We start from the raw sequence: 24,125 nt of genomic DNA, 5'->3' as shown, positions 1-24,125 counted from the left end.
AACCAATCTAATACTCAAGATAGATATGACTCCCTACGCTAGCATTAACTAGATCAGGTCATAAGGGACTGTCTCAGCCTTACGGCACCCCTGTCATGACAGTATCATTATACACGCTCCGTGTAAAAAAGAAAAGAAAAAAGCAGACAAGCTGCTTTTACAGGAAGGTTGCCGCTGTACCATAGGCTATAACCTCTGCGGCTCCACCCATGATGGCACTGGATGCATAACGGATGTTGACAATAGCGTCAGCACCGAGAGCCTCTGCCTCCTCCACCATTCGCTTCGTTGCCAGTGCACGTGCCTCATTCATCATTTCATTGTATGCCTTCAGCTCACCACCAACCAGTGTCTTAAAGCCCTGAGAAATATCCTTACCGATATTCTTTGTCTGAATTGTACTTCCCTTTACCAGTCCCAGCATATTCAGCGTTTTTCCGGTAATGTAATCAGTATTTACTAAGATCATCTTCTTCTCCGCTCCTTATCTCGTCAAGCCGTTCCTTGACAACATGTATCCACAGAAAAAGCAGTGCCAGCATGGGGATGCCAAACAAGATTACGAGAAACCCCGGTGCATCCAGAAAAAACAAGGAGCTGATCCAAATCATCATATAAAATGCAATCAAAATGCCAATTATGATAGGTGCCAGCATTTTTCTGTTCATACTGCCCACTCCCTTCTGTCGTTACCTGTATTATACTACAAAAAAGGTACAACACACAGAAAAAAGAGCACAATTGTGCTCTTTTCATTGTTTTTATAAAATTACTCGATGATTTCTGTAACGTTACCGGAACCAACAGTACGTCCACCCTCACGGATAGAGAACTTTGTGTTGTTTTCGATAGCAATTGGAGCAATCAGCTCAACGTTCATTTCAACGTTGTCACCAGGCATAACCATTTCAGTTCCTTCCGGTAATGTAATAACACCAGTTACGTCAGTTGTACGGAAGTAGAACTGAGGACGGTAGTTAGAAACGAATGGAGTGTGACGTCCACCTTCTTCTTTTGTTAATACATAAACCTGAGCCTTGAACTTTGTGTGTGGATGTACGGATCCTGGTTTAGCAAGAACCTGTCCACGCTGAATCTGGTCACGGTTGATACCACGCAGCAGAGCACCGATGTTGTCTCCGGATTCTGCGAAGTCCAGCTGCTTACGGAACATTTCCAGTCCGGTAACAACAGTTTTCTGAGTATCCTTGATACCAACGATTTCAACTTCTTCTCCCAGTTTTACTACCCCACGCTCAACACGTCCTGTAGCAACTGTACCACGTCCTGTGATTGTCATAACGTCTTCTACAGACATCAGGAATGGTTTGTCAGTTTCACGAGTTGGATCTGGGATGAATTCATCAACTGCATCCATCAGTTCTTTGATAGCGCCAACGTATTTGTCGTCACCTTCCAGAGCCTTCAGTGCAGAACCACGGATAACCGGAGCGTTATCTCCGTCGAATCCGTACTCGCTTAACAGCTCACGTACTTCCATTTCAACAAGGTCGATCAGTTCTTCGTCATCAACCATGTCGCATTTGTTCAGGAATACAACGATGTAAGGAACACCTACCTGACGAGCAAGCAGGATGTGCTCACGAGTCTGAGGCATAGGACCATCAGATGCAGCAACAACCAGGATAGCACCATCCATCTGTGCAGCACCAGTGATCATGTTCTTAACGTAGTCAGCGTGACCTGGGCAGTCAACGTGTGCATAGTGACGCTTGTCAGTCTGATATTCAACGTGTGCAGTGTTGATTGTGATTCCACGTTCTTTTTCTTCAGGTGCACCATCGATCTGGTCATAAGCCTGTGCCTGTGCCATACCGTCTTTTGCAAGAACGTTTGTAATAGCAGCAGTTAACGTAGTTTTACCGTGGTCAACGTGTCCGATAGTTCCAATGTTAACATGTGTTTTGGAACGGTCAAATTTTTCTTTTGCCATTTTAATTTTCCTCCTAATTTATTAGTTTCCAAGTATATTCTAATTCAAAGTTTTTATAAAAGCAACAGTTAATTTTCAGAACTATTGTTTTTAATGATTTTTTCTGCAATACTCTTCGGTACTTCGGCATAATGGTCGAATTTCATAGAGTAATTTCCACGTCCCTGAGTGAAGGAACGCAGGTCTGTAACGTAACCGAACATCTCTGACAGCGGAATGTGAGCCTTAACGATAATCGCGTTTCCTCTCTCTTCCTGGTCAACGATAGCACCACGACGGGAGCTTACGTCACCCATTACGGATCCAAGATATTCATTTGGTGCAGTTACCTCCACCATCATGATCGGCTCCAGAATAACCGGATTACATTTCTTGGCAGCTGCCTTTAATGCCATACTAGCCGCAATTTTGTACGCCATTTCACTGGAATCGACATCGTGGTAAGAACCGTCAAACAGCGTTGCTTTGATATCGATTACCTGATATCCGGCAACAATACCGTTTGCCAGTGCATCTCTCAGACCTTCTTCTGTAGGCTTGATGTATTCACGAGGTACGCTTCCACCGACTGTAGCATCAACGAATTCAAATCCTTTTCCCTCTTCCTGAGGCTCAAATTTGATCCATACATGACCATATTGTCCACGTCCACCGGACTGTTTGATGTATTTACCTTCACAGTCAGCAGTACCGCGGATGGTTTCACGGTAAGCAACCATCGGCTGTCCAACGTTTGCTTCCACCTTGAATTCACGGCGCAGACGGTCAACGATGATGTCCAGGTGAAGCTCACCGACACCGGCGATAATTGTCTGACCTGTTTCCTGGTCTGTATAGGTTTTGAAGGTAGGATCCTCTTCTGCAAGCTTCGCAAGAGCAAGACCCATCTTATCCTGGTCAGCCTTGGTCTTCGGTTCCAGAGACAGTTCGATAACCGGTTCCGGGAATTCCATGGATTCCAGAATGATTGGAGAATCCTCTGCACATAAGCTGTCTCCGGTTGTTGTAACCTTCAGACCTACGGCAGCAGCGATATCTCCTGCATATACCTGATCGATTTCCTTACGAGCGTTGGCGTGCATCTGAACGATACGTCCGAAACGCTCTCTTTTTCCCTTTGTGGAATTCAGAACGTAGCTTCCTGCCTTTGCTGTACCGGAGTACACACGGAAAAAGGAAAGCTTTCCAACAAATGGGTCCGTTGCGATTTTGAATGCCAATGCAGCGAATGGTTCTTCATCACTGGAATGACGCTCGGATTCGCTTCCGTCCTCCAGCGTTCCCTTGATTGCAGGAACATCCAGCGGAGAAGGCAGATATTCAACAACAGCATCCAGAACCATCTGAACACCCTTGTTCTTATATGCAGAACCACATAATACAGGGAAGAAATCACCGGCACATACGGCGATACGCAGAACACGCTTGATGTCCTCAACGCTAGGTTCTTCACCCTCCAGTACCTGCATCATGAAATCTTCATCATAATCAGCAAGGTAGTCAATCAGCTTGGAACGGTATTCCTCACACAGATCCTTCAGATCTTCCGGAACATCGCCTTCCTGAATATCCGTACCTAAGTCGTTTGTATAGATTTCAGATTTTCTTTCAATGATATCAACGATACCAGTGAAAGTGGATTCAGCACCGATTGGCAGCTGAATCGGGCAGGACTTAGCTCCCAGACGATCTACAATTGTTTTGCAGGACATCAGGAAGTCAGCTCCTGTTGCATCCATTTTGTTACAGAATACGATACGAGGAACACCATATGTAGTAGCCTGACGCCAAACGGTTTCTGTCTGAGGCTCTACACCGGCTTTTGCATCCAGTACCGTTACGGCACCATCCAGTACACGCAGGGAACGTTCAACCTCAACTGTGAAGTCAACGTGACCTGGAGTATCGATAATGTTGATACGGGTACCCTTCCATGCTGCAGTTGTTGCTGCAGAAGTGATGGTAATACCACGTTCCTGCTCCTGTGCCATCCAGTCCATCGTAGAAGCTCCATCGTGAGTCTCTCCGATTTTGTGATTAACACCTGTATAATACAGAATACGCTCTGTAGTTGTTGTCTTACCAGCATCGATATGAGCCATGATACCAATGTTACGTGTGTTTTCTAATGAATACTGACGTGGCATAATGGATCTCCTTTCTTACCAGCGGTAATGAGCAAATGCTTTGTTTGCCTCTGCCATCTTGTGAGTGTCCTCACGTTTCTTAACAGATGCACCACTTCCGTTTGCTGCATCCATGATTTCAGCAGCAAGTCTTTGCTCCATTGTTTTCTCGTTTCTTAAACGAGCATAGTTCACGATCCAACGCAGACCAAGAGTCAGACGTCTTTCAGCGGATACTTCCACCGGGACCTGATAGTTGGCACCACCAACACGGCGAACCTTAAGTTCCAGTAATGGCATTACGTTTTCCAGAGCTTTCTCGAAAACTTCCATTGGTTTTTCGTTAGTTTTTACTTCAATAATATCGAACGCATTGTACAGAATCTTCTGTGCAACCCCTCTTTTACCATCAATCATGATCTTGTTGATTAAACGAGTAACCAGCTTGGAGTTGTAAATTGGATCTACTAATACATCACGTTTTGCTACATGTCCTTTTCTAGGCATTCGAATTTCCTCCTTTCACAATTGATTATTTCTTAGCTTCTTTTGGGCGTTTTGCTCCGTACAGGGAACGGCTCTGGTTACGGTTCGCAACTCCAGCACAGTCCAGTGTACCACGGATGATGTGGTAACGAACACCTGGAAGATCCTTAACACGTCCTCCACGGATCATTACAACACTATGCTCCTGCAGGTTGTGTCCAATACCAGGAATGTAGGCAGTAACCTCCATACCGTTGCTCAGACGAACACGGGCATATTTACGCAGCGCTGAGTTTGGTTTCTTCGGTGTCATTGTACCGACACGAGTACAAACTCCACGTTTCTGAGGTGCACTTAAGTTTGTAGGACGTTTCTTGATTGAGTTATATCCTCTATTCAGAGCTGGTGACTTGGAAAGCTTCACGCTCTGTTCACGACCTTTACGAATTAATTGGTTAATTGTTGGCATAATATCCTCCTTTCACTAACACACATTTCCGGGTGTGTCATTTTGAAGTGTAAATGTAGTTCCCGCAGAACGGGAACCTCAAAAATCCACTTGCCTAATAATCATAAAGCAACTGGAATAGCTTGTCAACACCTTTTTTTATTTTTCTTTGTAAAAGATTTGAGATTCTAGTATAATAGGGGACGAATAGACATAGAGGGAAAGTAGAGGTTTCAAGTATGGCTTATAAAATCGTGTTTTTTGATATGGATGGTACCTTGTATCAGACAGAAAACGACATCATTCAGGAATCCAGTCTTCAGGCGATTCAAGCATTGAAGGATCAGGGGTATCTCGTATGCGCCGCAACGGGTCGACCGCTGAATCAGATGAACCTGATTCTGGAGCGTGTACAGTTTGATTATATGGTGATGATCAACGGCGGCTATGTTCTGGATCGTGAGCAGCGCCTGCTGTTTGAAAATCCGCTTGACAGACAGACGACGCAGGATATCGTAGACTGGTGCGAGCAGCAGGAAAACGGACTGATGTTCCATTTCGGAGATACATCCTATATATATGATAAATTTTATCCGTTTTATTATTTCTGTCGAGACCACCATGTTCTGAATTATCTGTTCTATGATGAACAGCGCTCTTATCATAAACGGCACAATGCCTATAATGCAGTCCTGATGACAAAGGAGCAGCGCTCCCTGGAGGAATTTCTTGCAAAGCATCCGCTGCTGCGCAGCGATCTGATCGAGGTTGCACAGGATCATTTCTGCTTTGATGTATTCAATGCAAATAACGATAAGTTTGTGGGAATCAATCAGGTTCTGCAAAAAGAGGGGATTTCCTGGGAGGAATGCATTTGCTTTGGCGACAGCACCAATGATATCAAGATGCTGGAGATGGCAGGTATGGGGGTTGCCATGGGAAGTGCCACCGATTACGTAAAATCCTTTGCCAACATGGTGACAGCCTCTGTCTATGACCATGGAACAGCGCGTGCATTACAAAAAATTTTAAATCTGCAGCTCAAACTATAGCATATCTTTAACAGGCAGATATAACGCATGAAAAGGAGACACTCCAGCGTTGTGATTATGCTTTGTTGTCAAGGCTATTGAGAGTCAAAAAATGAAATTACATATATCAGAAGAAGACCGCTCATTGAACGGTCTTCCTTTTCTTATTCTCTGGTTTCTGTTAGTCCTGATCCTTCATTGTTCATTGGCCAGAATGGCAGAAGTCCGATCAATGCACCTGCCACTGCGGGTAGAATCCAGCCGATACTCAGCTCATAAAACGGTAGCTCTGCAAACCAGTCACTGATTATCCCCAAGGAAACACCTGCACTTTCCATACCATTTACGAAGGATACTGCAAAGGTGAACAGCATCGCCATGATATACACCATTCGCCGTGATCCGATCCGCTGTTTTAGAAAAGACAAAAGCATCAGCACCACGGTGAGCGGATATATCATAATCAAAATTGGGAGTGATACAGTGATTAGCTGACTTAAGCCAATATTGGAAATCACAAAGCTGAACAAGCAGACAGCAGCAGCTATTCTTTTATAGGTCCAGCGTTTGGGCAGTATGGTTTGAAAATAATCCGCAAAGGATGTTGTCAGTCCAATTGAGGTTGTAAGACAGGCGAATAGAACAGCAATTCCCAGAATGATTCCACCGATACCGCCAAACAGATGATTGGTTACTGCATGCAGAAGTGCTCCGCCGTTTGTGAAGGGCGTATTCGTAATGGCCCCGACATAGGTGAGCATAAAATAAACAACTGCCAGAAAGCCTGCCGCTCCAAGACCGCAGAGTATCGTATAACGAGCAATGGATTTCTTATCTGTAACACCATAACTGCGAATTGCTGTTATAACAAGAATTGCAAATGCCAGCCCTGCCGGTCCATCCAATGCATTATAGCCCTCGATCATGCCCTTAAAGAACGGAATATCAACATATGCAGGGGACGGCTCCATCATGGTTCCAAAAGAGAATGCACCATTGCTTGTTTCCTGTAAAAGAGAGGCGATAAAGATAGCCAGTATACTGATCAGCAGGACCGGCGTCAGATATTTGCCGACAACATCCACAATCCTGCTTGGGTTGCTGCTCAGATAGTAGGTAAGTCCGAAGAAGGCAGCTGTAAACAGCAATGACCATAGTATGGCATTGTTCTCCCCTATGTAGGGAAGCAATGCTATTTCAAAAGAAACGCTTCCGGTTCTTGGCAGTGCAAACAGCGGACCGATTAGCATATAAACACCAACCGATAGAACCAAAGCGAACCTCCGACTGACCAGATTTCCCAGATCACTCATAGAAGTTCCTGCCAGTACAACAGCTGTTACTCCAAGAATTGCAATACCCGCATCAGTCAGAATAAAGCCTGCAAGGGCACTGATATAGCTCGTTCCAGCCAGTTGTCCCATAGCAGGAGGAAAAATCATGTTGCCGGCACCAAAAAAAATTGCAAAAAGCATCATAGATACCGATATAATTTGAATAAATGTTAATTTCTTCATATAAAAGCTCCTTATATTCACGCCTATTCATCATAGCGGAAAACAAAGCGATACGCAATCACTTTTTCACTGTTTTAGACTGACTGCTGCAAATCATAATCTGCATCCAGCAGCTATTTTTCGACTTAGCCTGTATATAATTACAGAAAGAACAGTAATCAGCATTCACTGGCAATGTTACATCAGAGACACTGCTATTCAATTTTCGGTATACAAGGTACTGTAGTTACATATAGGGAATGCCAAAAAAGAAAATGTAAGCTATTGCCAAGAGTACACAATCCACAGATTGAACAGAAGACACAAAACAAAAAAAGACCCATCGTAAGATGAGTCAGATTACCTGGCAGCGTGCTATCTTCACTGGAGCCAGTCCAGATATTGTCGCCGCTGATATGCTTAACTTCTGTGTTCGGGATGAGAACAGGTGTATCCACATCGCTATCGCCACCAGATCACTTTGAGGTCTACCCCTCAAAACTGAATAACAGTTGACAGTTTCTTTTTGTACCATCTGGTACGTGTGATTAAGTCCTCGACCTATTAGTATCAGTCAACTCCATGTATCGCTACACTTCCATCTCTGACCTATCCACCTCGTCGTCTTCAAGGGGTCTTACTTCGTTATACGAATGGGAGATCTCATCTTGGAGTAGGCTTCGCGCTTAGATGCTTTCAGCGCTTATCCCTTCCCTACTTAGCTACCCAGCTATGCTCCTGGCGGAACAACTGGTGCACCAGCGGTAGGTCCATCCCGGTCCTCTCGTACTAAGGACAGCTCTCCTCAGATCTCCAACGCCCACAACAGATAGGGACCGAACTGTCTCACGACGTTCTGAACCCAGCTCGCGTACCGCTTTAATGGGCGGACAGCCCAACCCTTGGAACCGAATTCAGCTCCAGGATGCGATGAGCCGACATCGAGGTGCCAAACCTCGCCGTCGATGTGAACTCTTGGGCGAGATCAGCCTGTTATCCCCAGGGTAGCTTTTATCCGTTGAGCGACGGCCCTTCCATTCGGCACCGCCGGATCACTAATCCCGACTTTCGTCCCTGTTCGACTTGTTTGTCTCACAGTCAAGCACGCTTCTGCATTTGCACTCGTCGATTGATTTCCATCCAATCTGAGCGTACCTTTGGGCGCCTCCGTTACTCTTTAGGAGGCGACCGCCCCAGTCAAACTGCCCACCTGACACGGTCCCTCACCCAGTTCATGGATGCAGGTTAGAACTTCAATCAAACAAGAGTGGTATCCCAACAGCGGCTCCTCGTATACTGGCGTACACGTCTCACAGCCTCCCACCTATCCTGTACATCTTTGATCAAAATTCAATATCAGGCTACAGTAAAGCTCCATGGGGTCTTTCCGTCTAGTTGCGGGTAACCTGCATTTTCACAGGTACTAAGATTTCACCGAGTCTGCTGCCGAGACAGCGCCCAAATCGTTACGCCTTTCGTGCGGGTCAGAACTTACCTGACAAGGAATTTCGCTACCTTAGGACCGTTATAGTTACGGCCGCCGTTCACTGGGGCTTCAATTCATTGCTTCTCCTTGCGGATGACAAATCCTCTTAACCTTCCAGCACCGGGCAGGCGTCACCCCCTATACTTCGTCTTGCGACTTTGCAGAGAGCTGTGTTTTAGTTAAACAGTCGCTTGGGCCTCTTCACTGCGGCTCTCTTTTACAAGAGCACTCCTTATCGCTAACTTACGGAGTCATTTTGCCGAGTTCCTTGGCAACAGTTCTCTCGCTCACCTCAGGATTCTCTCCTTGCCCACCTGTGTCGGTTTTGGTACGGGCCGCTATGGAATCATTACTAGAAACTTTTCTTGGAAGCTGGCATCATGTGCTTCAGTACTTGTCCGAGGACGTTCCCTTACCTATCACATCTTACATCCCGCTGACGCATTTCACTGTCAGCCTGCTATATGCTTCGACCACAATCCACTAAGTGGCTCACACTAGCCTTCTCCGTCATTCCTTCATTTCCATCGCGGGTACAGGAATATCTGCCTGTTTTCCATCCACTACGCCTTTCGGCCTCGCGTTAGGTCCCGACTTACCCAGGGCGGACGAACCTTCCCCTGGAATCCTTGGGCTATCGGTGTGTAGGATTCTCACCTACATCTCGCTACTCACACCGGCATTCTCTCTTCCATGCTCTCCACCGCTCCTTACGGTACGGCTTCTACGTGCATGCAACGCTCCCCTACCACTTGCATTACTGCAAATCCGCAGCTTCGGTAGTATGCTTAGCCCCGGTACATTTTCGGCGCAGGGTCACTCGACTAGTGAGCTGTTACGCACTCTTTGAAGGATGGCTGCTTCTGAGCCAACCTCCTAGTTGTCTGTGCATCCCCACATCCTTTTCCACTTAGCATACATTTTGGGACCTTAACTGGCGGTCTGGGCTGTTTCCCTTTTGACCATGGACCTTATCACCCACAGTCTGACTGCCGAGTATGTCACCATGGCATTCGGAGTTTGATTATACTCAGTACCCCCGGGATGGGGCCATCGTACATTCAGTGCTCTACCTCCATGCGACTCTACCTCGACGCTAGCCCTAAAGCTATTTCGGGGAGAACCAGCTATATCCGTGTTCGATTGGAATTTCTCCCCTAGCCACAACTCATCCGCCAACTTTTCAACGGGGGTCGGTTCGGTCCTCCATTCAGTTTCACCTGAACTTCAACCTGGTCATGGCTAGATCACACGGTTTCGGGTCTACATCATCGTACTGTCGCCCTATTAAGACTCGCTTTCGCTTCGGCTCCGTATCTTCTACTTAACCTCGCACGATAACGTAACTCGCCGGTTCATTCTACAAAGGCACGCCATCACCCTTTAACGGGCTCTGACTTCTTGTAAGCATACGGTTTCAGGTTCTATTTCACTCCGCTCCCGCGGTTCTTTTCACCTTTCCCTCACGGTACTGGTTCACTATCGGTCACTTGGGTATATTTAGCCTTGACGGATGGTCCCGCCTGCTTCCGACAAGATTTCTCGTGTCTCGCCGTACTCAGGATACCACTAGGCTTCGCTAGACTTTCAGTTACGGGACTTGCACCCTCTCCGGTCGGCCTTTCAATGCCGTTCTCTTAGCCTTGCTCTTGCCATCTCGTGGTCCTACAACCCCCAGATCAAGATCTGGTTTGGGCTCCTCCGCGTTCGCTCGCCGCTACTTACGGAATCATTCTTATTTTCTTTTCCTCCGGATACTTAGATGTTTCAGTTCTCCGGGTACCTCCCTCATGAGCTATGTATTCACTCATGGGTGACAGCTCATTACTGCTGCCGGGTTTCCCCCATTCGGATATCGACGGATCTTTGTGTACGTACCACTCCCCGTCGCGTTTCGCCGTTTGTTGCGTCCTTCTTCAGTTCCAAGTGCCTAGGCATCCACCGTACGCCCTTATTCACTTAATCACGATTAAGTTCTAAAGCGTTCTTTTCTTTGCTTAGGTTTTTGCTTGAGTTTTCTGTTTTGTTTAACTTTCTACTCGTGAATATCTATGTTCGTTTACAACTTTCGTTATAGACCTTCATATGTCTTCTGTTATTCAGTTTTCAAAGATCGACTTCTTTTTCGTTTGGAAGATCAGTCTTCCAAAACTGAACAGGAAATGTTCGATAACTCTTCTTTTGTACTTTCTCCTTAGAAAGGAGGTGATCCATCCCCACGTTCCCGTAGGGATACCTTGTTACGACTTAACCCCAGTCATCGGTCCTACCTTCGACGGCTCACTCCTTACGGTTATGCCACCGGCTTCGGGTATTACTGACTCCCATGGTTTGACGGGCGGTGTGTACAAGGCCCGAGAACGTATTCACCGCAGCATGCTGATCTGCGATTACTAGCGATTCCGACTTCATGAAGTCGAGTTGCAGACTTCAATCCGAACTGAGACGACCTTTATGAGATTCGCTTCTTGTCACCAAGTCGCTGCTCTTTGTGGTCGCCATTGTAGTACGTGTGTAGCCCAGGCCATAAGGGGCATGATGATTTGACGTCATCCCCACCTTCCTCCGGTTTGTCACCGGCAGTCTCGCATGAGTCCCCCAACTTGATGCTGGTAACATGCGACAAGGGTTGCGCTCGTTGCGGGACTTAACCCAACATCTCACGACACGAGCTGACGACAACCATGCACCACCTGTGTGATCCATAATTATCCCCCTATCTCTAGGGTATTTGTTTCCATGTCAAGGCCTGGTAAGGTTCTTCGCGTTGCTTCGAATTAAACCACATACTCCACCGCTTGTGCGGGCCCCCGTCAATTCCTTTGAGTTTCACACTTGCGTGCATACTCCCCAGGCGGAGAACTTATTGCGTTAACTGCAGCACTGAATTTCTCCAACACTTAGTTCTCATCGTTTACGGCGTGGACTACTAGGGTATCTAATCCTATTTGCTCCCCACGCTTTCGTGCCTCAGTGTCAGTTACAGACCAGGCGACCGCCTTCGCCACTGGTGTTCCTCCATATATCTACGCATTTTACCGCTACACATGGAATTCCATCGCCCTCTTCTGCACTCCAGCATACCAGTTTCCATAGCTTACAATGGTTGAGCCATTGCCTTTTACTACAGACTTAGTACGCCACCTACGCACCCTTTACGCCCAATGATTCCGGATAACGCTTGCCACCTACGTATTACCGCGGCTGCTGGCACGTAGTTAGCCGTGGCTTTCTGGTAAGCTACCGTCACTCCCATAGCATTTCCTCTATGAGCCGTTCTTCACTTACAACAGAGCTTTACGATCCGAAGACCTTCTTCACTCACGCGGCATTGCTCGTTCAGGGTTTCCCCCATTGACGAAAATTCCCTACTGCTGCCTCCCGTAGGAGTTTGGGCCGTGTCTCAGTCCCAATGTGGCCGTTTACCCTCTCAGGCCGGCTACGCATCATCGCCTTGGTGGGCCGTTACCTCACCAACTAGCTAATGCGTCGCAGGTCCATCCATGTTCACGCCTTGAAGGGCGCTTTAATATACAGAGCATGCGCTCCGTATACCTATCCGGTTTTAGCTACCGTTTCCAGCAGTTATCCCGGACACATGGGCAGGTTACCTACGTGTTACTCACCCGTTCGCCACTAAGTCTTTTTGGAAGCAAGCTTCCTGAAGACTTCGTTCGACTTGCATGTATTAGGCATGCCGCCAGCGTTCATCCTGAGCCAGGATCAAACTCTCCATTTGATTTAGCTCTAACGCATGACTTGCGTTTGAATTTCATTTTTGTTATCGTTATACCGAGAATATTGTTTTCTCAAATAATTGACGTTTCCTGTTCAGTTTTCAAAGACCGAAATTTCTATTTCGTGCGCCGCTGTTTCGTTCGGTGCCTGTATATAATACCTCTTTTAAAGATGATTGTCAACGATTTTCTACTCTTTTTTTATATTTTTTTGTCCTTTTTATTTTAAACCGCTATGAATGTAACATTTTTTCAATTTATCGCCTATTTCTTTATAGAATCCTTACCTATAACAGACCTTTTCTTCTTTTACACCTGTTTATGTGCTTTCCAGCTCCTGCATGCTATTGTACTTCATTTCCTTCCTACATTCATAGGTCAGCAGCTAACACAGCGTTTCTTCTGTAATCAAAATGAGTAAGGAGCATTCTCCGCAATCATAGCACATATACAGACATCACAATCATGCAATTATGACAAGGAAGCACCTTACCAGCACACTCGCATGTGACAAATACTGTCACTGTGATTCACATACCAAGTGCAGCTTCTATTCGCTACCATTCTTTAATATATATGAATGATAACATCTTCTTTGTATCGGTATCTATCTGCAATACATTAACCTTGGCTTGCAGGTTTTCTCCTCCACCCCTTTTCTTTCTCTTCTGTATCCCCAGCTGCGTTATCACCGAAAAAGAAGTATCAAATCATTTCGATATGAAAAAAGGAAATCCAAAAGATTGCGCGGGTCAATGTATTTTAAATTTCCTTTTTATAGGCAGCAATGCACATTCAGCAAGCCTGCTTTTTTTCATTTCATATATGTATTTAACGATACAGCATATAATCCAGCATATCTTTATAAAACCCAGCCCTTTCCAACAACGCTGCAGCTGCTTTTGGATACTCTTTCACAAGCAGACGTTTTTTATCAGGATAAATCCGTTGCTCACGATACGTCTGAACAAAGGCATGCAGTGCTTCTTCAGCCAAGCTTATATCAAAAATTTTTAAAACAGTCCCCTGACGTTCAAAAACCATGATAGCAGTTCCTCCTGCCAGAGCCACCGCAGTTCCTGCTATATTCATAAAGGCCGCAGAATCCTTATGCTCCAATAGCTTCCCCCATGGCTGCATAGGATCCTGAGCATTCAACCAGCAGATTTGTTGCTTTGGATGAGCCAGAATATGCATACTGCCTTCATATTCCTGCTTTCTAATAAATTGCGCACCGGACATCCCTTTTACAAAATATCCTCTGCGTACACGGCCGGTGAATTCCCAGATACTAAGCAGATGCAAAGCATCCCGCCAGCTGAAATTCTGTTCCTGTTCCAGCTGTTGTAGGAATATGCGAAAGGTTTCTCTGCATACAATACCGTATTCTTGAAAGCATGCCTGAATCAGCGCCTCTTCCGGGATCGACTTTAACGGACGCAGTATATCCCACCTTCCGGATGACATTGCATAGGCTCTGGCATGGAGCTGCTGCTTAGTGGTTGCCTTTTTCATTTTCTTTCGATTCAGCCATTGTCGCACCGGCGTAAAGCTGTCCGCACAGACAAGGCCCTGCTCTGCAAGCCGCAGTAGATTAGCATGCACATCTCCGGCCTGCGGTATACGATTGAGTGCATGCAGAAAGCTTGCTCCCTGAATTTTGAGTCGTTGATAAATCCGCTGCTCCTGCGTGTCCTCTGTCTGCATTTCCCTGCTGCCGTCGTTTACAGCAGCTGTGGATTGTTCCCAGTCGATATCCTCGTAACGATGAAAGCTCAGCATGCCATCGGGATGCAGCTTCCAGAAATATTCTCCCTGTGCCAGCTCCTGATCCAGCAGCTCCGGCTGATAGCCGCTTATACGGGATGGCAATAAAACCGTTTCCCATAATGAGGCTGCATGTTTCTGATTACAGAATAGAGACAGTGTATCCTTCAGCTGATCTTTGACAGGGGCATTGTGAAAAACACGGCTCACAAGGAGAGCGGCATAGTGATGAGATGGCTGTGTTACAGCCTGAATGCGTAAATTGCGAATTGTTTGTTTTCTTGCACGTTCATACTGTTTGGAATGATAATAGCAGCCACCATCCTCGATGACTTCTTTTTCCCAACAAAGCTGCTGCAACCAGAATTGTACAGCTTCCTCCTGCGCAAGATATCGCTCCTGCAGCTGCTTTAGCGTCTGTGCCTGCCGATAGTACAGCATGCGGCGTATGATATGCATTCCGGCTTCAGACTTATGCTCCAGCAGTGCCTGCTCATACTCCTCGCGCTGTTCTGCGGCGATCCAGAGACCGGGTTCTATGTAGGTGATCAATTCCTGAGAGGTCAGTTCATGCAGCCAGTCCGCTATCCGACCTTCCGCATGTTTAACATCCATTTCGTCCGTACATGCAGCCTTAATTTCCTGTGCTGTCATATCCCCTTCCATCATAAGCAGCGTATGCAGCTCATTGGCAGATTGAATCGTCTTTTTCCGCTTCCCCATATGCTTTAGTGCCTCCAGGGAAGGCTTTATTTGTTCCATTTGCTGTAATTCTTCATATACTGCCTGCTGGATCCCCGGTGTTGTTGGTGTATATTCATACATTTCAGCAGCTTCCACACGCCACTGCAGTGGCAGTGATAACGGGGAAGGCGTGTCCAGCTGCAGTTCATGCACATGGATATCCCCACTGCGAATTGCATATAGAATTTATGCATAAATTATATATATAATTTTTGATTATCCATATAAACACTATACTTTCAATCATTTTAAAGTATAGAAAAATAACCATTTTACCACGAATTTACCACGATTGACCGAGCCTTGATATGATATAAAACTAAGAAAAGAAGACTAGATTACTTAAATATCTAGTCTTCTTTTCACTGTTTCGACGAAATCAATTTCAGAACACATTTGTTTATTTGTAATAATATACCATTTTATAATGGTAACCACTTGGTTTTTTTGCCCAATATGTACCGTAATATTGAGGTTGTTTTACATGAATACTTGTCCACGTTACTTTAAAAGTATGTTTGTCATACAATCTATAAGCTTTCAGTTCGGCTCTTTTAACTTTCCTACCATTGTGTGTGCTAGGGACTTTTCGTGAACCCGAATGCCCTATTGTATAACTCTTGCTGAAATTAAAACCTAATGTGGCTTGTGCTTTTCCTTTTACATTCCATGCAACATTTGAACTTGCTGAAAAAGAAGTTGCTTTCATTTGACTTAAAGAAATAGTTACACCAGGTTCTCCCGAAACAGATTGTCCTGTGTACGCTCCTATTTCGCTTGTCCGATTTAATTTTGTCACTTTATATGTAATATGACTTCTTGTTTGAATATCAGGTATTTCTTCAGTTGTTTCGATAACATCTGTATTAAAGACATTAAATTCTTCAACAACTTCACTATCAGGTAAATTTTCTTGTTTTGTCTCTGCATGAACACTTAAAGTGTTGCTAGTTAATATTACAGCCGTTGCTAACAATAACGATACTATTTTCTTCATAGATTAGTTCCCCTTTCTGTCAAAAATAAAATACATAGATAACATAAGACATGCAAATCTAATGCTCCATGAGTAATTAGAAATTCTGCTTATAGCGTATTCAGTGGTAGTTACGTCTATACAATCGGAAATAATAGTTGCTATTGGTGTTGAAAGTAAACATATACATACTAATATCACGATTTTTCTAAAATTTCTATTTTGCATTTAACTCCTCCTTTCCTAGATTTACATTAGTTAGTCTAAGCTAATCTTAGAATAACTAATGCTCTTTTATTTGTCAACATTTTTTCACGTGCAGAAAAGAAAAAGCCCTGTCAAGAGCCTTGCCACCATTGGTGGTGCTTTGCACTCTTTACTGGGCTTTTTGTTTGCTGTATCTTCCATGCAAGAGGAAATTAAAGACCTCTGTTCCATTTCGCCTTTAGATAATCTTCATAATCTCCCTCATTGAAATCTACTTGTGGAGAAGTATTAGGAATGTTTTTTCTGTTATCTATATCCGCAAGTTGACGGAATATCCAGTCATCATAAGGGTTGTGATATTTGTATTCTTTCGGCTGTTCTCTGTATCGGTCTAACCCTCGCATTTCCTTATGTACTTTCATCATGCGTTCTATTTTTTGACGCTGTATCAACTGTTTGATTTCCATAAGTTCTTCAATTTCTACAACCTCATTAGAAAGATAATTGCTGATGTACCTAATCAATATGGTTTCCATGTAAAATTTGTATTCGTTTTCATCATCGAAAAATTCATTTTCAGACAGATAATCTAAGGAAACATTAAAATCTTGTTCCCGTTTGATAATATCCATGATATATGGCTCGGTGTGGTCGATATACTTCCATTCTCCCGATAATAATTCATTGGGCGTTACACCCAGCACGTCCATTATCTTTTCTAATGTATCAAAGGTAGGATAATTCACACCTCGTTCAATCTTGGAAAGGCTCTGCATATTGATACCGATTTTGTCCGCAAGTTCCTGCTGTTTCATTCCTCTGTGTTTTCTTATGGTTTGTATGTTCTCTCCTAAGAAACTGATTTTCTTTTCATAATGCTCCATAACTTAGTATAACCGCTCCTTCCGTTGCTTTTCTTGGTATTTATAAGCATATCATACTTAATATATATCTAAAAGTCAACAAAAACTTCTTGACAAGTAATTCTAATGGCGTTATTATCGTATTGGATAGAGCGATTAAGTACGCTAGGGTCAATCACACGTTTGAGTAAGCATATAGAATAGATATTTTCACTTTGATAGCATGAATAAGCATGGACTATCAGACCGAAAATAAGGTTTCTGACTGGGGCTGTTCCGTTTAGCCACGAGCCTTACAAGGCTCGTGAGCGTTAAGAACGGGGCAGACACAGGAAGAAAGGGAACGCCGTTAGGCGTTCGTAAAGGGCGTATATGTAACACCGCCCTGCGCATACATGTCATAGTACCTAGAAACTGTGATAAATAAAGGACAAAACACGATTTTTACCCCGCAAAAAAACGGGAAGTACGAAAGGAGTAATGCACTATAACTACACACAAAAATTTATCCGTTAAGATTGATTACATCAGCATTGTATTTGAAACTGCAACCGCTGAAGATGTAATCATGCACATTTTAGATTTACCGACTGACATTTTCAATGTTTATCCAGCAACAATAAAATTCAAGACTTATCAAGCACGCTGGCAGATTGGAGATATTTATGTATCGGGGGACGCAAGAAAGACAGAGGACAACCCACAGGGACTAGGCTGTTATCTTGTTATGACTGGCAGAGGTTGTGATGATATTTTCCGTATTCTCGACAGTAGGAATTATACCTTTGGGGATATGTTCCGACGCTGTGAGCGAAGATACGGACTGGATAATTTCCATTTCACAAGACTTGATATTGCCATTGATGATAAGAACGAAAAGCCATTCTTTACCATAGAGCAGATAAAGAAGAAATGCGAAAAAGAGGAATTTATCTCGAATAGTGAGGGCTACCACTTTGACGAAAGCAAGTTTGATGATTTCGACACCGCAAAGACTGTTTATATCGGTGCTGGTAAATCGGGATTGTCCTACCGCTTTTATGATAAAGATAAGGAAGTCTGTTCAAAACATAATAAGACACTTGATGAAGTCGGCAGTTGGAAACGGACAGAAATGCAACTGCGTGATGATAAGGCTCATGCTTTTGCCATGACATTCAAAGACAGACCGCTGGAACTTGGTGAACTGGCTTTCGGGCTATTGGCAAACAACCTACGCTTTGTCGTACCAAGCAGAAATGAAAGTAATAAGAGCAGATGGAAAACGTGTCGGTTTTGGGAACGCTTTTTAGGGGCTGTGGAAGTCTTGAAACTGCAAGTACCGAAACTACATAATTCTCTTGAAGAAACACAGCAATGGCTCACAGAGGGTGGTGTGATTTCCGCTGTCAAAAGTTTTTACTTCTTAGAAGAACATGACGCATTAGGTGGACTGGAAAAAGTGGGAACTATGCTTGATAAGGCAAGATACAGCAATTCCCTTTCCAGTAAACTAACCGCCCACTTACAGAGGATAGACCGCACCGACCTTATCCCCTATATCCAGTATGACACGAAACATGGGAAAGGGGGTATCTGATGAATAACAACGATATTCCTGTATGGGAAAAATACACCCTTACCATTGAAGAAGCGTCAAAGTATTTCCGTATCGGAGAAAACAAGTTAAGACGATTGGCAGAGGAAAACAAGGACGCTGGCTGGCTCATTATGAATGGCAACCGCATACAGATTAAACGCCGACAGTTTGAACAGGTTATTGACAAATTGGACGCTATCTAATGCAAATGAGCCTTGTATGTGTTATGATGAACACAAGTCATATCAAGGCTCTTTCCAACAAGGAAAGGAGCAGACACCATGAAAGAAAAAAGACGGGATAGTAAAGGACGTATCCTGCATACTGGAGAGAGCCAACGAACAGATGGAAAATACTTATATAAATATGTGGACGCATTTGGAAACACAAAATATGTGTATGCTTGGAGATTGATACCCACAGACCCGACACCAAAGGGAAAACGGGAAAAATCCTCACTTCGTGAACTGGAACAGCAGATAAGACGGGATATTGAGGACGGTATCGACAGCACAGGCAAGAAAATGACGCTTTGCCAACTCTACGCCAAACAGAACGCACAGAGGGCAAATGTGAAGAAAAGCACACAGAAACAACGGGAACAGCTCATGCGGTTATTGAAAGAGGACAAGTTAGGTGCTAGGAGCATTGATACGATAAAACCCTCTGACGCTAAGGAATGGGCGTTACGCATGAAAGACAAAGGCTTTTCCTATAACACCATTAACAACCATAAACGCTCGTTAAAAGCGTCATTCTATATCGCCATACAAGACGATTGTGTAAGGAAAAACCCTTTTGATTTCAAGTTAAGTGAAGTCATAGAAAATGATACCAAAGAGAAAGTCGCATTGACAGAGGAGCAAGAACAAGTCCTACTGTCATTCATCAAGACGGACAATGTGTATCACAAGTATTATGATGATGTGCTGATACTGTTAAAGACAGGACTTCGTATCTCGGAACTGTGCGGACTAACAATAATGGACATTGATTTTATCCATGAAGTTGTGGTTATCAACCATCAGTTATTAAAGAGCAAGGAACAGGGCTATTATATTGAAACGCCTAAGACAAAAAGCGGAACAAGGCAAGTGCCATTAAGTAGAGAAACGATACAGGCATTTCAACGGGTTATAAAGAAACGCCCAAAGGCAGAACCATTTGTGATAGACGGACGAGGCAACTTTCTATTTGTCAATCATAAAGGCAAGCCCAAAGTTGCGATTGATTACAATATGCTTTTTGTCCGTATAGTAAAGAAATACAACAAGCACCATAAGGATAACCCTTTGCCACATATCACACCACATACGCTACGCCATACATTCTGCACAAGATTGGCAAGCAAGAACATGAACCCGAAAGATTTACAGTATATCATGGGACATTCAAACATCAGTATCACAATGAACTGGTATGCTCATGCGTCCATAGATACCGCAAAATCAGAGGTTCAGCGTCTAATTGCATAAGAAGTATTTACCACGATTTTAACCACGCTTGATAGCGAAAATATAAGAAGATAGACCTAGATATGTGAGGTTTACCACAAAAGCAAAATGCCCGTAGAGCCTATAAAATAAGGCTTTGCGGACATTTAAGAAGATATAAAAAGATAGTCAAAAAGACATATATGATTTCCAGTAATCCCTTTAAATCCCACTGATCCTCCATACATTCGCGTTTGGTTTCCATAATCAGAGGATGATGTTCCTCCTGCAGCAGTGCTTCCAGCATTTCCGTACTGCGAAGCCGCTGCATCCACAATGGCTGTCTTTTGTTTCTACGCATTCCCATCATGAGAGCACGTGCAGCATTATAGCGGAAATTCATACTGAAAACAGGTGTCAGTGGAAGCATGATTTCCAGAATTTTCGAAGCTGCTTCCGGATTGATATTGTACAGCAGCCCTTCTTCGATTTTCCCTTCACCATAGGAATATAAAAGAATACCGTCTTCTTCATCCACACTTCCGATATGCGTCCCGGTCACTCTCTGAGCAGCTTCCTGCAGAAGCAGGGCAAGAGGAGCATTGATTCTTCGACCGAACATGGTATGCAGCATAGCCTGCGGACTTCCGGAGGAATCTCTAAAATGCTCAATCAGAATTGTCTGATCATCCGGCAGGATTTTGGTTGCCTTGATCTGCCGTTTTAGAAACTCGCTCGTATTTTCGACTGCTGCAGCATCCAGCCCCAGCGTCTGTAATTCCTGTTGCAGTGTATTTTGACGATATGCCTCTGACAGCTTCCTCATAATAGTGCCAAAGGCCAGACTTGTTTTCAGACTCCGCCCCTTGATTTCCCCTTTCCAAAAGGGCAGACGAGCCCCCTGCGGATAGGTTGGCGTCACGACCACACTGTCTCTATCCATTCCGACAACCTGCCAGGCATTCGCCCCCAGCATAAAGCGATCACCCAGACGGGTTTCATAGACAAATTCCTCATCAAGCTCTCCGACTTTAACACCATCCTCAGTTTTTGCCGCGTACAGTCCTTTATCCGGGATAGTTCCCCCGGCAGCGACAGCGAGCATTCTGCTGTAGGCTTCCGCAAGAACACATCCGTGTAATCGGTCATAAAGTATGCGCGGGCGAACCGGAACCTCTCTTTTATGCTCAAAATCACCAGCCAGCATGCATAGAATACCGGTTACCTCCTGTTTGCTGACATCCTGGAAGGTGTAGGTGCTTTGCAAAAGCTCCATGACATCGTCAATCGTATAGGCGATCCCGGTAAGATGCCATTTTCTTTCAAGCTCCGTATGGGAACTGCTTGCGATTGCGGCCATGGAGACGAGATGCTGTGCCAGAACATCCAGACATTTCTTCGGCGGGGATGCCTGCTCAATACCGCCGGCTTTCGCAACAGCTGCACTCATACCGCAAAACAGTGTTTCCTGTGAGGTTCTTGGGTACATAAACATATAGCTGGTTTGACCGGGATTGTGACCGGCACGTCCAAGACGCTGCATCGTACTGGAGATCGAGCGTGGGCAGCCAATCTGTAAAACCTGATCGATATTTCCCACATCAATCCCCAGTTCCATGGAGGAGGTGGCACAGAGCAGACGAAGTGTACCGTTTCTCAGGGATGCCTCTACCTCTAAACGCTGTTCCTTTGACATACTGCCGTGATGTACACGCGCAAAGTCCTCACCGCCAAGCTGGTTTACATAATAGGCCAGCTTTTCAGCATATCTGCGTCCCTCTGAAAATGCGATGACACTTCTGCTTTCCAGGCATTTTGCATAAACACTTTCTGCGAGCTCCTCCCAGACCGGATCCTTTCTTCTGCCCAGCGCAGGAGTCAAGCCGTTCACCTCGATATGTATTTGCTTCTGCATACTGGGAGCGATCATGCTTACGGTATCCAGAGACAGGTAGTCAGCGGCTGTCTGCAGCGGCTCAATTGTTGCCGACAGGCCAATGCGCTGCAGCTTTCGTTTACATAGCTTTTCCAGCCTGGCTATGGAAAGCATGAGATGCGCACCTCGTTTGGTGTCAATGAGGGCATGCAGCTCATCGATGATCAATGCCTCTGCCGTATGCAATATCGTTTGACCTCCGGTGCCAGTCAGCATTAAAAACAGAGATTCCGGTGTAATAATCAAAATATGAGGAGGATGCTTGATCATTCTCTGCCGATCTCTTTGCGGTGTATCACCGGTACGTATGCCTATTGTGATATTCGCTGCGCCTTGCCCGTTTTGTTCCTGTGCAATACCAGATAAGGGCTTATTCAGATTTTCACGAATATCCTGTGCGAGTGATTTCAAGGGAGATACGTAAATCAGGTACAGCTGATTCTTCAGTTTTCCCTGATGAGCCAATGCCTGCAGCTTATCGATAAAAACCAGAAAGGCAGAGAGTGTTTTTCCTGTTCCGGTTGGAGCGCTGATCAAAACAGAGCCGCCTTCCGCAATTACAGGCCATGCTTCCTGCTGTACAGCGGTTGGTGCAGCGAAGGTATGGCTGATCCAGTCTTTAGTGGGCTGTGTAAACACATGCATATAGCTGTCTTTCTTTTTTCCCATTCGATATCCTCCTGCTTTCTACTTATATGTTTTGCGAATTTCGTATACTTATAACGATTTTATCATACTTCCGGAGTTGTGCCAAATCAGCTTTTCTGATTGAGCCACTCATAAGGATACCTGCTTCGCCGGAAACGAAAAAGACCCGTGCAGGTCTTTATGAATGCTCATTTAAATAACGTTTTTCCACATAGCTCCAATCAATCAGCGCGAACCAGTTTTTGATATAGGCAGCGCGTTCACTGTAATATTGCAGAAAGTAGGAATGCTCCCAGACATCCAGCGGTAGCAGTGGTACAAGTCCCTGTGGCAGCGGCGTATCCTGATTCTTTGTTGTAACGATACGCAGTTTAGTACCGCGATCTTGTACCAGCCATACCCAGCCGGAACCAAACACACGCAGTCCTGCATTCAGCATTTGTTCCTTGAAATTTTCAAAAGAGCCAAAAGATTCCTCCAGAACATTACGCATATAGTTACTCGGCCGGCGATACTTGGGCGTCATGGCTGCAAAGTAGGCATCATGGTTATATACACCGCCTGCATTATTATATACCGTAGTTCGTATTTCCACAGGCAGACGATCATTGTCTACGATCAGCCGTTCCAGATTCCAGCGTTGAAAGCGTGGATATTTCTGGAGAGCTGCATTTAATCTGTCAACATATCCCTGAAAAAGTGTATCGTGATGAATGCGGATGGTCTGTTCCTCCAGATACGGCTCCAGTGCATAATACCGATACGGAAGCGGTGGCAATACAAAAGGATAGTGTTCATTCATAGATTTTCACCTCACCTTCTCCTTATGCTATGTGAAAGATGTATTTTATTCACCACTACCGCCTATTGAATTTCCTTGATTCTATTTTCAAAATAATCTGAAAAGAGAACAAAAAGCTATACGTGGCATTCCCCCCCCTTTCGTAAACGGAGCATTCTGTATGCCAGCAGCTGCCGCATACCTTTGTTCTTGTTTTGAATAAAACACTGGAAAAGGTATTTTCTTATTCATTTATAAGGCTTCCTTTTGCAGCTATTCAACGATCAATCCTTGAGAGAATTACAGAATTTCCATACATCAGGAAAATCCGCACTATGATAGATCCCCCCTGTTATCGCTTATGTTTTCTGCAGGATTCGCAGTAGTTGCGTCGTGAATGTAATTATATTTATGTCTACTTATGTGA

The 24,125-nt window shown here is 44.6% G+C and carries 15 protein-coding genes, 3 rRNA genes, 2 pseudogenes and 1 riboswitch; of the genes and pseudogenes, 4 read left to right on the top strand and 16 right to left on the bottom strand.

Annotated elements, in window-relative coordinates; genetic code table 11:
• Positions 1 to 13: 13 nt before the first annotated feature.
• Positions 14 to 102: riboswitch (TPP riboswitch) on the bottom strand.
• Positions 103 to 157: 55 nt separating this feature from the next.
• The 6 genes from G4D54_03745 to rpsL all read right to left on the bottom strand — a co-directional run bounded on the left by G4D54_03745 (position 158) and on the right by rpsL (position 5,035).
• On the bottom strand, positions 158 to 469 hold the full coding sequence (locus tag G4D54_03745) for a YbjQ family protein (GenBank protein ID QJA01597.1): 312 nt from the start codon (positions 467 to 469) through the stop codon (positions 158 to 160).
• The gene (locus tag G4D54_03740) at positions 450 to 668 is read right to left on the bottom strand and encodes a hypothetical protein (GenBank protein QJA01596.1); all 219 of its coding nucleotides are present in this window, start codon (positions 666 to 668) and stop codon (positions 450 to 452) included. The genes G4D54_03745 and G4D54_03740 overlap by 20 nt, the downstream gene beginning before the upstream one ends.
• A 101-nt stretch (positions 669 to 769) precedes the next feature.
• Entirely contained in the window at positions 770 to 1,954 is a 1,185-nt protein-coding gene (gene tuf, locus G4D54_03735; protein QJA01595.1) for an elongation factor Tu, read from the bottom strand.
• A 68-nt stretch (positions 1,955 to 2,022) separates the two neighbouring features.
• Positions 2,023 to 4,101 (bottom strand): elongation factor G, encoded by a 2,079-nt coding sequence (gene fusA / locus G4D54_03730; protein ID QJA01594.1) that lies wholly within the window; start codon positions 4,099 to 4,101, stop codon positions 2,023 to 2,025.
• Positions 4,102 to 4,116: 15 nt separating this feature from the next.
• Positions 4,117 to 4,587, bottom strand: a complete 471-nt coding sequence (gene rpsG / locus G4D54_03725) for a 30S ribosomal protein S7 (protein QJA01593.1) — start codon at positions 4,585 to 4,587, stop codon at positions 4,117 to 4,119.
• A 25-nt stretch (positions 4,588 to 4,612) separates the two neighbouring features.
• The gene (gene rpsL / locus G4D54_03720) at positions 4,613 to 5,035 is read right to left on the bottom strand and encodes a 30S ribosomal protein S12 (GenBank protein QJA01592.1); all 423 of its coding nucleotides are present in this window, start codon (positions 5,033 to 5,035) and stop codon (positions 4,613 to 4,615) included.
• Between the two features lie 218 nt (positions 5,036 to 5,253).
• Between rpsL and G4D54_03715 the strand changes: the two genes are divergently transcribed.
• A complete protein-coding gene (locus G4D54_03715) occupies positions 5,254 to 6,066 on the top strand; it encodes a Cof-type HAD-IIB family hydrolase (GenBank protein QJA01591.1) in 813 nt (270 codons plus the stop codon).
• Between the two features lie 143 nt (positions 6,067 to 6,209).
• Here the strand turns inward: G4D54_03715 and brnQ are convergent, their stop codons facing one another.
• The 8 genes and pseudogenes from brnQ to G4D54_03675 all read right to left on the bottom strand — a co-directional run bounded on the left by brnQ (position 6,210) and on the right by G4D54_03675 (position 17,342).
• On the bottom strand, positions 6,210 to 7,562 hold the full coding sequence (brnQ, locus tag G4D54_03710; protein QJA01590.1) for a branched-chain amino acid transport system II carrier protein: 1,353 nt from the start codon (positions 7,560 to 7,562) through the stop codon (positions 6,210 to 6,212).
• Between the two features lie 341 nt (positions 7,563 to 7,903).
• Positions 7,904 to 8,017 (bottom strand): 5S ribosomal RNA (gene rrf, locus G4D54_03705).
• Between the two features lie 67 nt (positions 8,018 to 8,084).
• Positions 8,085 to 10,994: ribosomal RNA gene (locus G4D54_03700) — 23S ribosomal RNA — on the bottom strand.
• Between the two features lie 222 nt (positions 10,995 to 11,216).
• Positions 11,217 to 12,766, bottom strand: a 16S ribosomal RNA gene (locus tag G4D54_03695).
• Together the 16S, 23S and 5S rRNA genes form the textbook arrangement of a ribosomal RNA operon.
• Positions 12,767 to 13,595: 829 nt before the next feature.
• Positions 13,596 to 15,461: pseudogene (locus G4D54_03690) on the bottom strand (DEAD/DEAH box helicase).
• A 214-nt stretch (positions 15,462 to 15,675) separates the two neighbouring features.
• Complete coding sequence (locus G4D54_03685) at positions 15,676 to 16,272, bottom strand: hypothetical protein (GenBank protein QJA01589.1); 597 nt, start codon at positions 16,270 to 16,272, stop codon at positions 15,676 to 15,678.
• 3 nt (positions 16,273 to 16,275) lie between these two features.
• A complete protein-coding gene (locus tag G4D54_03680) occupies positions 16,276 to 16,479 on the bottom strand; it encodes a hypothetical protein (GenBank protein QJA01588.1) in 204 nt (67 codons plus the stop codon).
• A 191-nt stretch (positions 16,480 to 16,670) separates the two neighbouring features.
• Positions 16,671 to 17,342: a helix-turn-helix transcriptional regulator gene (locus G4D54_03675; GenBank protein QJA01587.1), complete on the bottom strand. Its 672-nt coding sequence runs from the start codon at positions 17,340 to 17,342 to the stop codon at positions 16,671 to 16,673.
• Between the two features lie 466 nt (positions 17,343 to 17,808).
• On the opposite strand from G4D54_03675, the gene G4D54_03670 reads away from it, so the two are divergent.
• The 3 genes from G4D54_03670 (at position 17,809) to G4D54_03660 (ending at position 20,375) form a co-directional block, all read left to right on the top strand.
• Positions 17,809 to 18,900, top strand: a complete 1,092-nt coding sequence (locus G4D54_03670) for a replication initiation factor domain-containing protein (protein ID QJA05145.1) — start codon at positions 17,809 to 17,811, stop codon at positions 18,898 to 18,900.
• Positions 18,900 to 19,103: an excisionase gene (locus tag G4D54_03665; protein ID QJA01586.1), complete on the top strand. Its 204-nt coding sequence runs from the start codon at positions 18,900 to 18,902 to the stop codon at positions 19,101 to 19,103. The genes G4D54_03670 and G4D54_03665 overlap by 1 nt, the downstream gene beginning before the upstream one ends.
• Before the next feature lie 78 nt (positions 19,104 to 19,181).
• Positions 19,182 to 20,375 (top strand): tyrosine-type recombinase/integrase, encoded by a 1,194-nt coding sequence (locus G4D54_03660; protein ID QJA01585.1) that lies wholly within the window; start codon positions 19,182 to 19,184, stop codon positions 20,373 to 20,375.
• 7 nt (positions 20,376 to 20,382) lie between these two features.
• Here the strand turns inward: G4D54_03660 and G4D54_03655 are convergent.
• A pseudogene (locus tag G4D54_03655) lies at positions 20,383 to 22,938 on the bottom strand (DEAD/DEAH box helicase).
• Between the two features lie 157 nt (positions 22,939 to 23,095).
• A complete protein-coding gene (locus G4D54_03650) occupies positions 23,096 to 23,719 on the bottom strand; it encodes a superoxide dismutase (GenBank protein ID QJA01584.1) in 624 nt (207 codons plus the stop codon).
• Positions 23,720 to 24,125 lie beyond the last annotated feature (406 nt).

Origin of the sequence: [Clostridium] innocuum, from assembly GCA_012317185.1 — a bacterium.
GTDB lineage: Bacteria > Bacillota_I > Bacilli_A > Erysipelotrichales > Erysipelotrichaceae > Clostridium_AQ > Clostridium_AQ innocuum.
The sequence above is the reverse complement of the archived record's forward strand: the minus strand, read 5'-3'. Positions and strand labels throughout refer to the sequence as shown.

Bases quoted from the DNA above. Each gene is read 5' to 3' on its own strand.
- rpsL (QJA01592.1), bottom strand. From the start codon at position 5,035: ATGCCAACAATTAACCAATTAATTCGTAAAGGTCGTGAACAGAGCGTG.
- G4D54_03715 (QJA01591.1), top strand. From the start codon at position 5,254: ATGGCTTATAAAATCGTGTTTTTTGATATGGATGGTACCTTGTATCAG.
- tuf (QJA01595.1), bottom strand. From the start codon at position 1,954: ATGGCAAAAGAAAAATTTGACCGTTCCAAAACACATGTTAACATTGGA.
- G4D54_03745 (QJA01597.1), bottom strand. From the start codon at position 469: ATGATCTTAGTAAATACTGATTACATTACCGGAAAAACGCTGAATATG.
- G4D54_03740 (QJA01596.1), bottom strand. From the start codon at position 668: ATGAACAGAAAAATGCTGGCACCTATCATAATTGGCATTTTGATTGCA.
- G4D54_03665 (QJA01586.1), top strand. From the start codon at position 18,900: ATGAATAACAACGATATTCCTGTATGGGAAAAATACACCCTTACCATT.
- G4D54_03650 (QJA01584.1), bottom strand. From the start codon at position 23,719: ATGAATGAACACTATCCTTTTGTATTGCCACCGCTTCCGTATCGGTAT.
- G4D54_03675 (QJA01587.1), bottom strand. From the start codon at position 17,342: ATGGAGCATTATGAAAAGAAAATCAGTTTCTTAGGAGAGAACATACAA.
- G4D54_03660 (QJA01585.1), top strand. From the start codon at position 19,182: ATGAAAGAAAAAAGACGGGATAGTAAAGGACGTATCCTGCATACTGGA.
- brnQ (QJA01590.1), bottom strand. From the start codon at position 7,562: ATGAAGAAATTAACATTTATTCAAATTATATCGGTATCTATGATGCTT.
- fusA (QJA01594.1), bottom strand. From the start codon at position 4,101: ATGCCACGTCAGTATTCATTAGAAAACACACGTAACATTGGTATCATG.
- G4D54_03685 (QJA01589.1), bottom strand. From the start codon at position 16,272: ATGAAGAAAATAGTATCGTTATTGTTAGCAACGGCTGTAATATTAACT.
- G4D54_03680 (QJA01588.1), bottom strand. From the start codon at position 16,479: ATGCAAAATAGAAATTTTAGAAAAATCGTGATATTAGTATGTATATGT.
- rpsG (QJA01593.1), bottom strand. From the start codon at position 4,587: ATGCCTAGAAAAGGACATGTAGCAAAACGTGATGTATTAGTAGATCCA.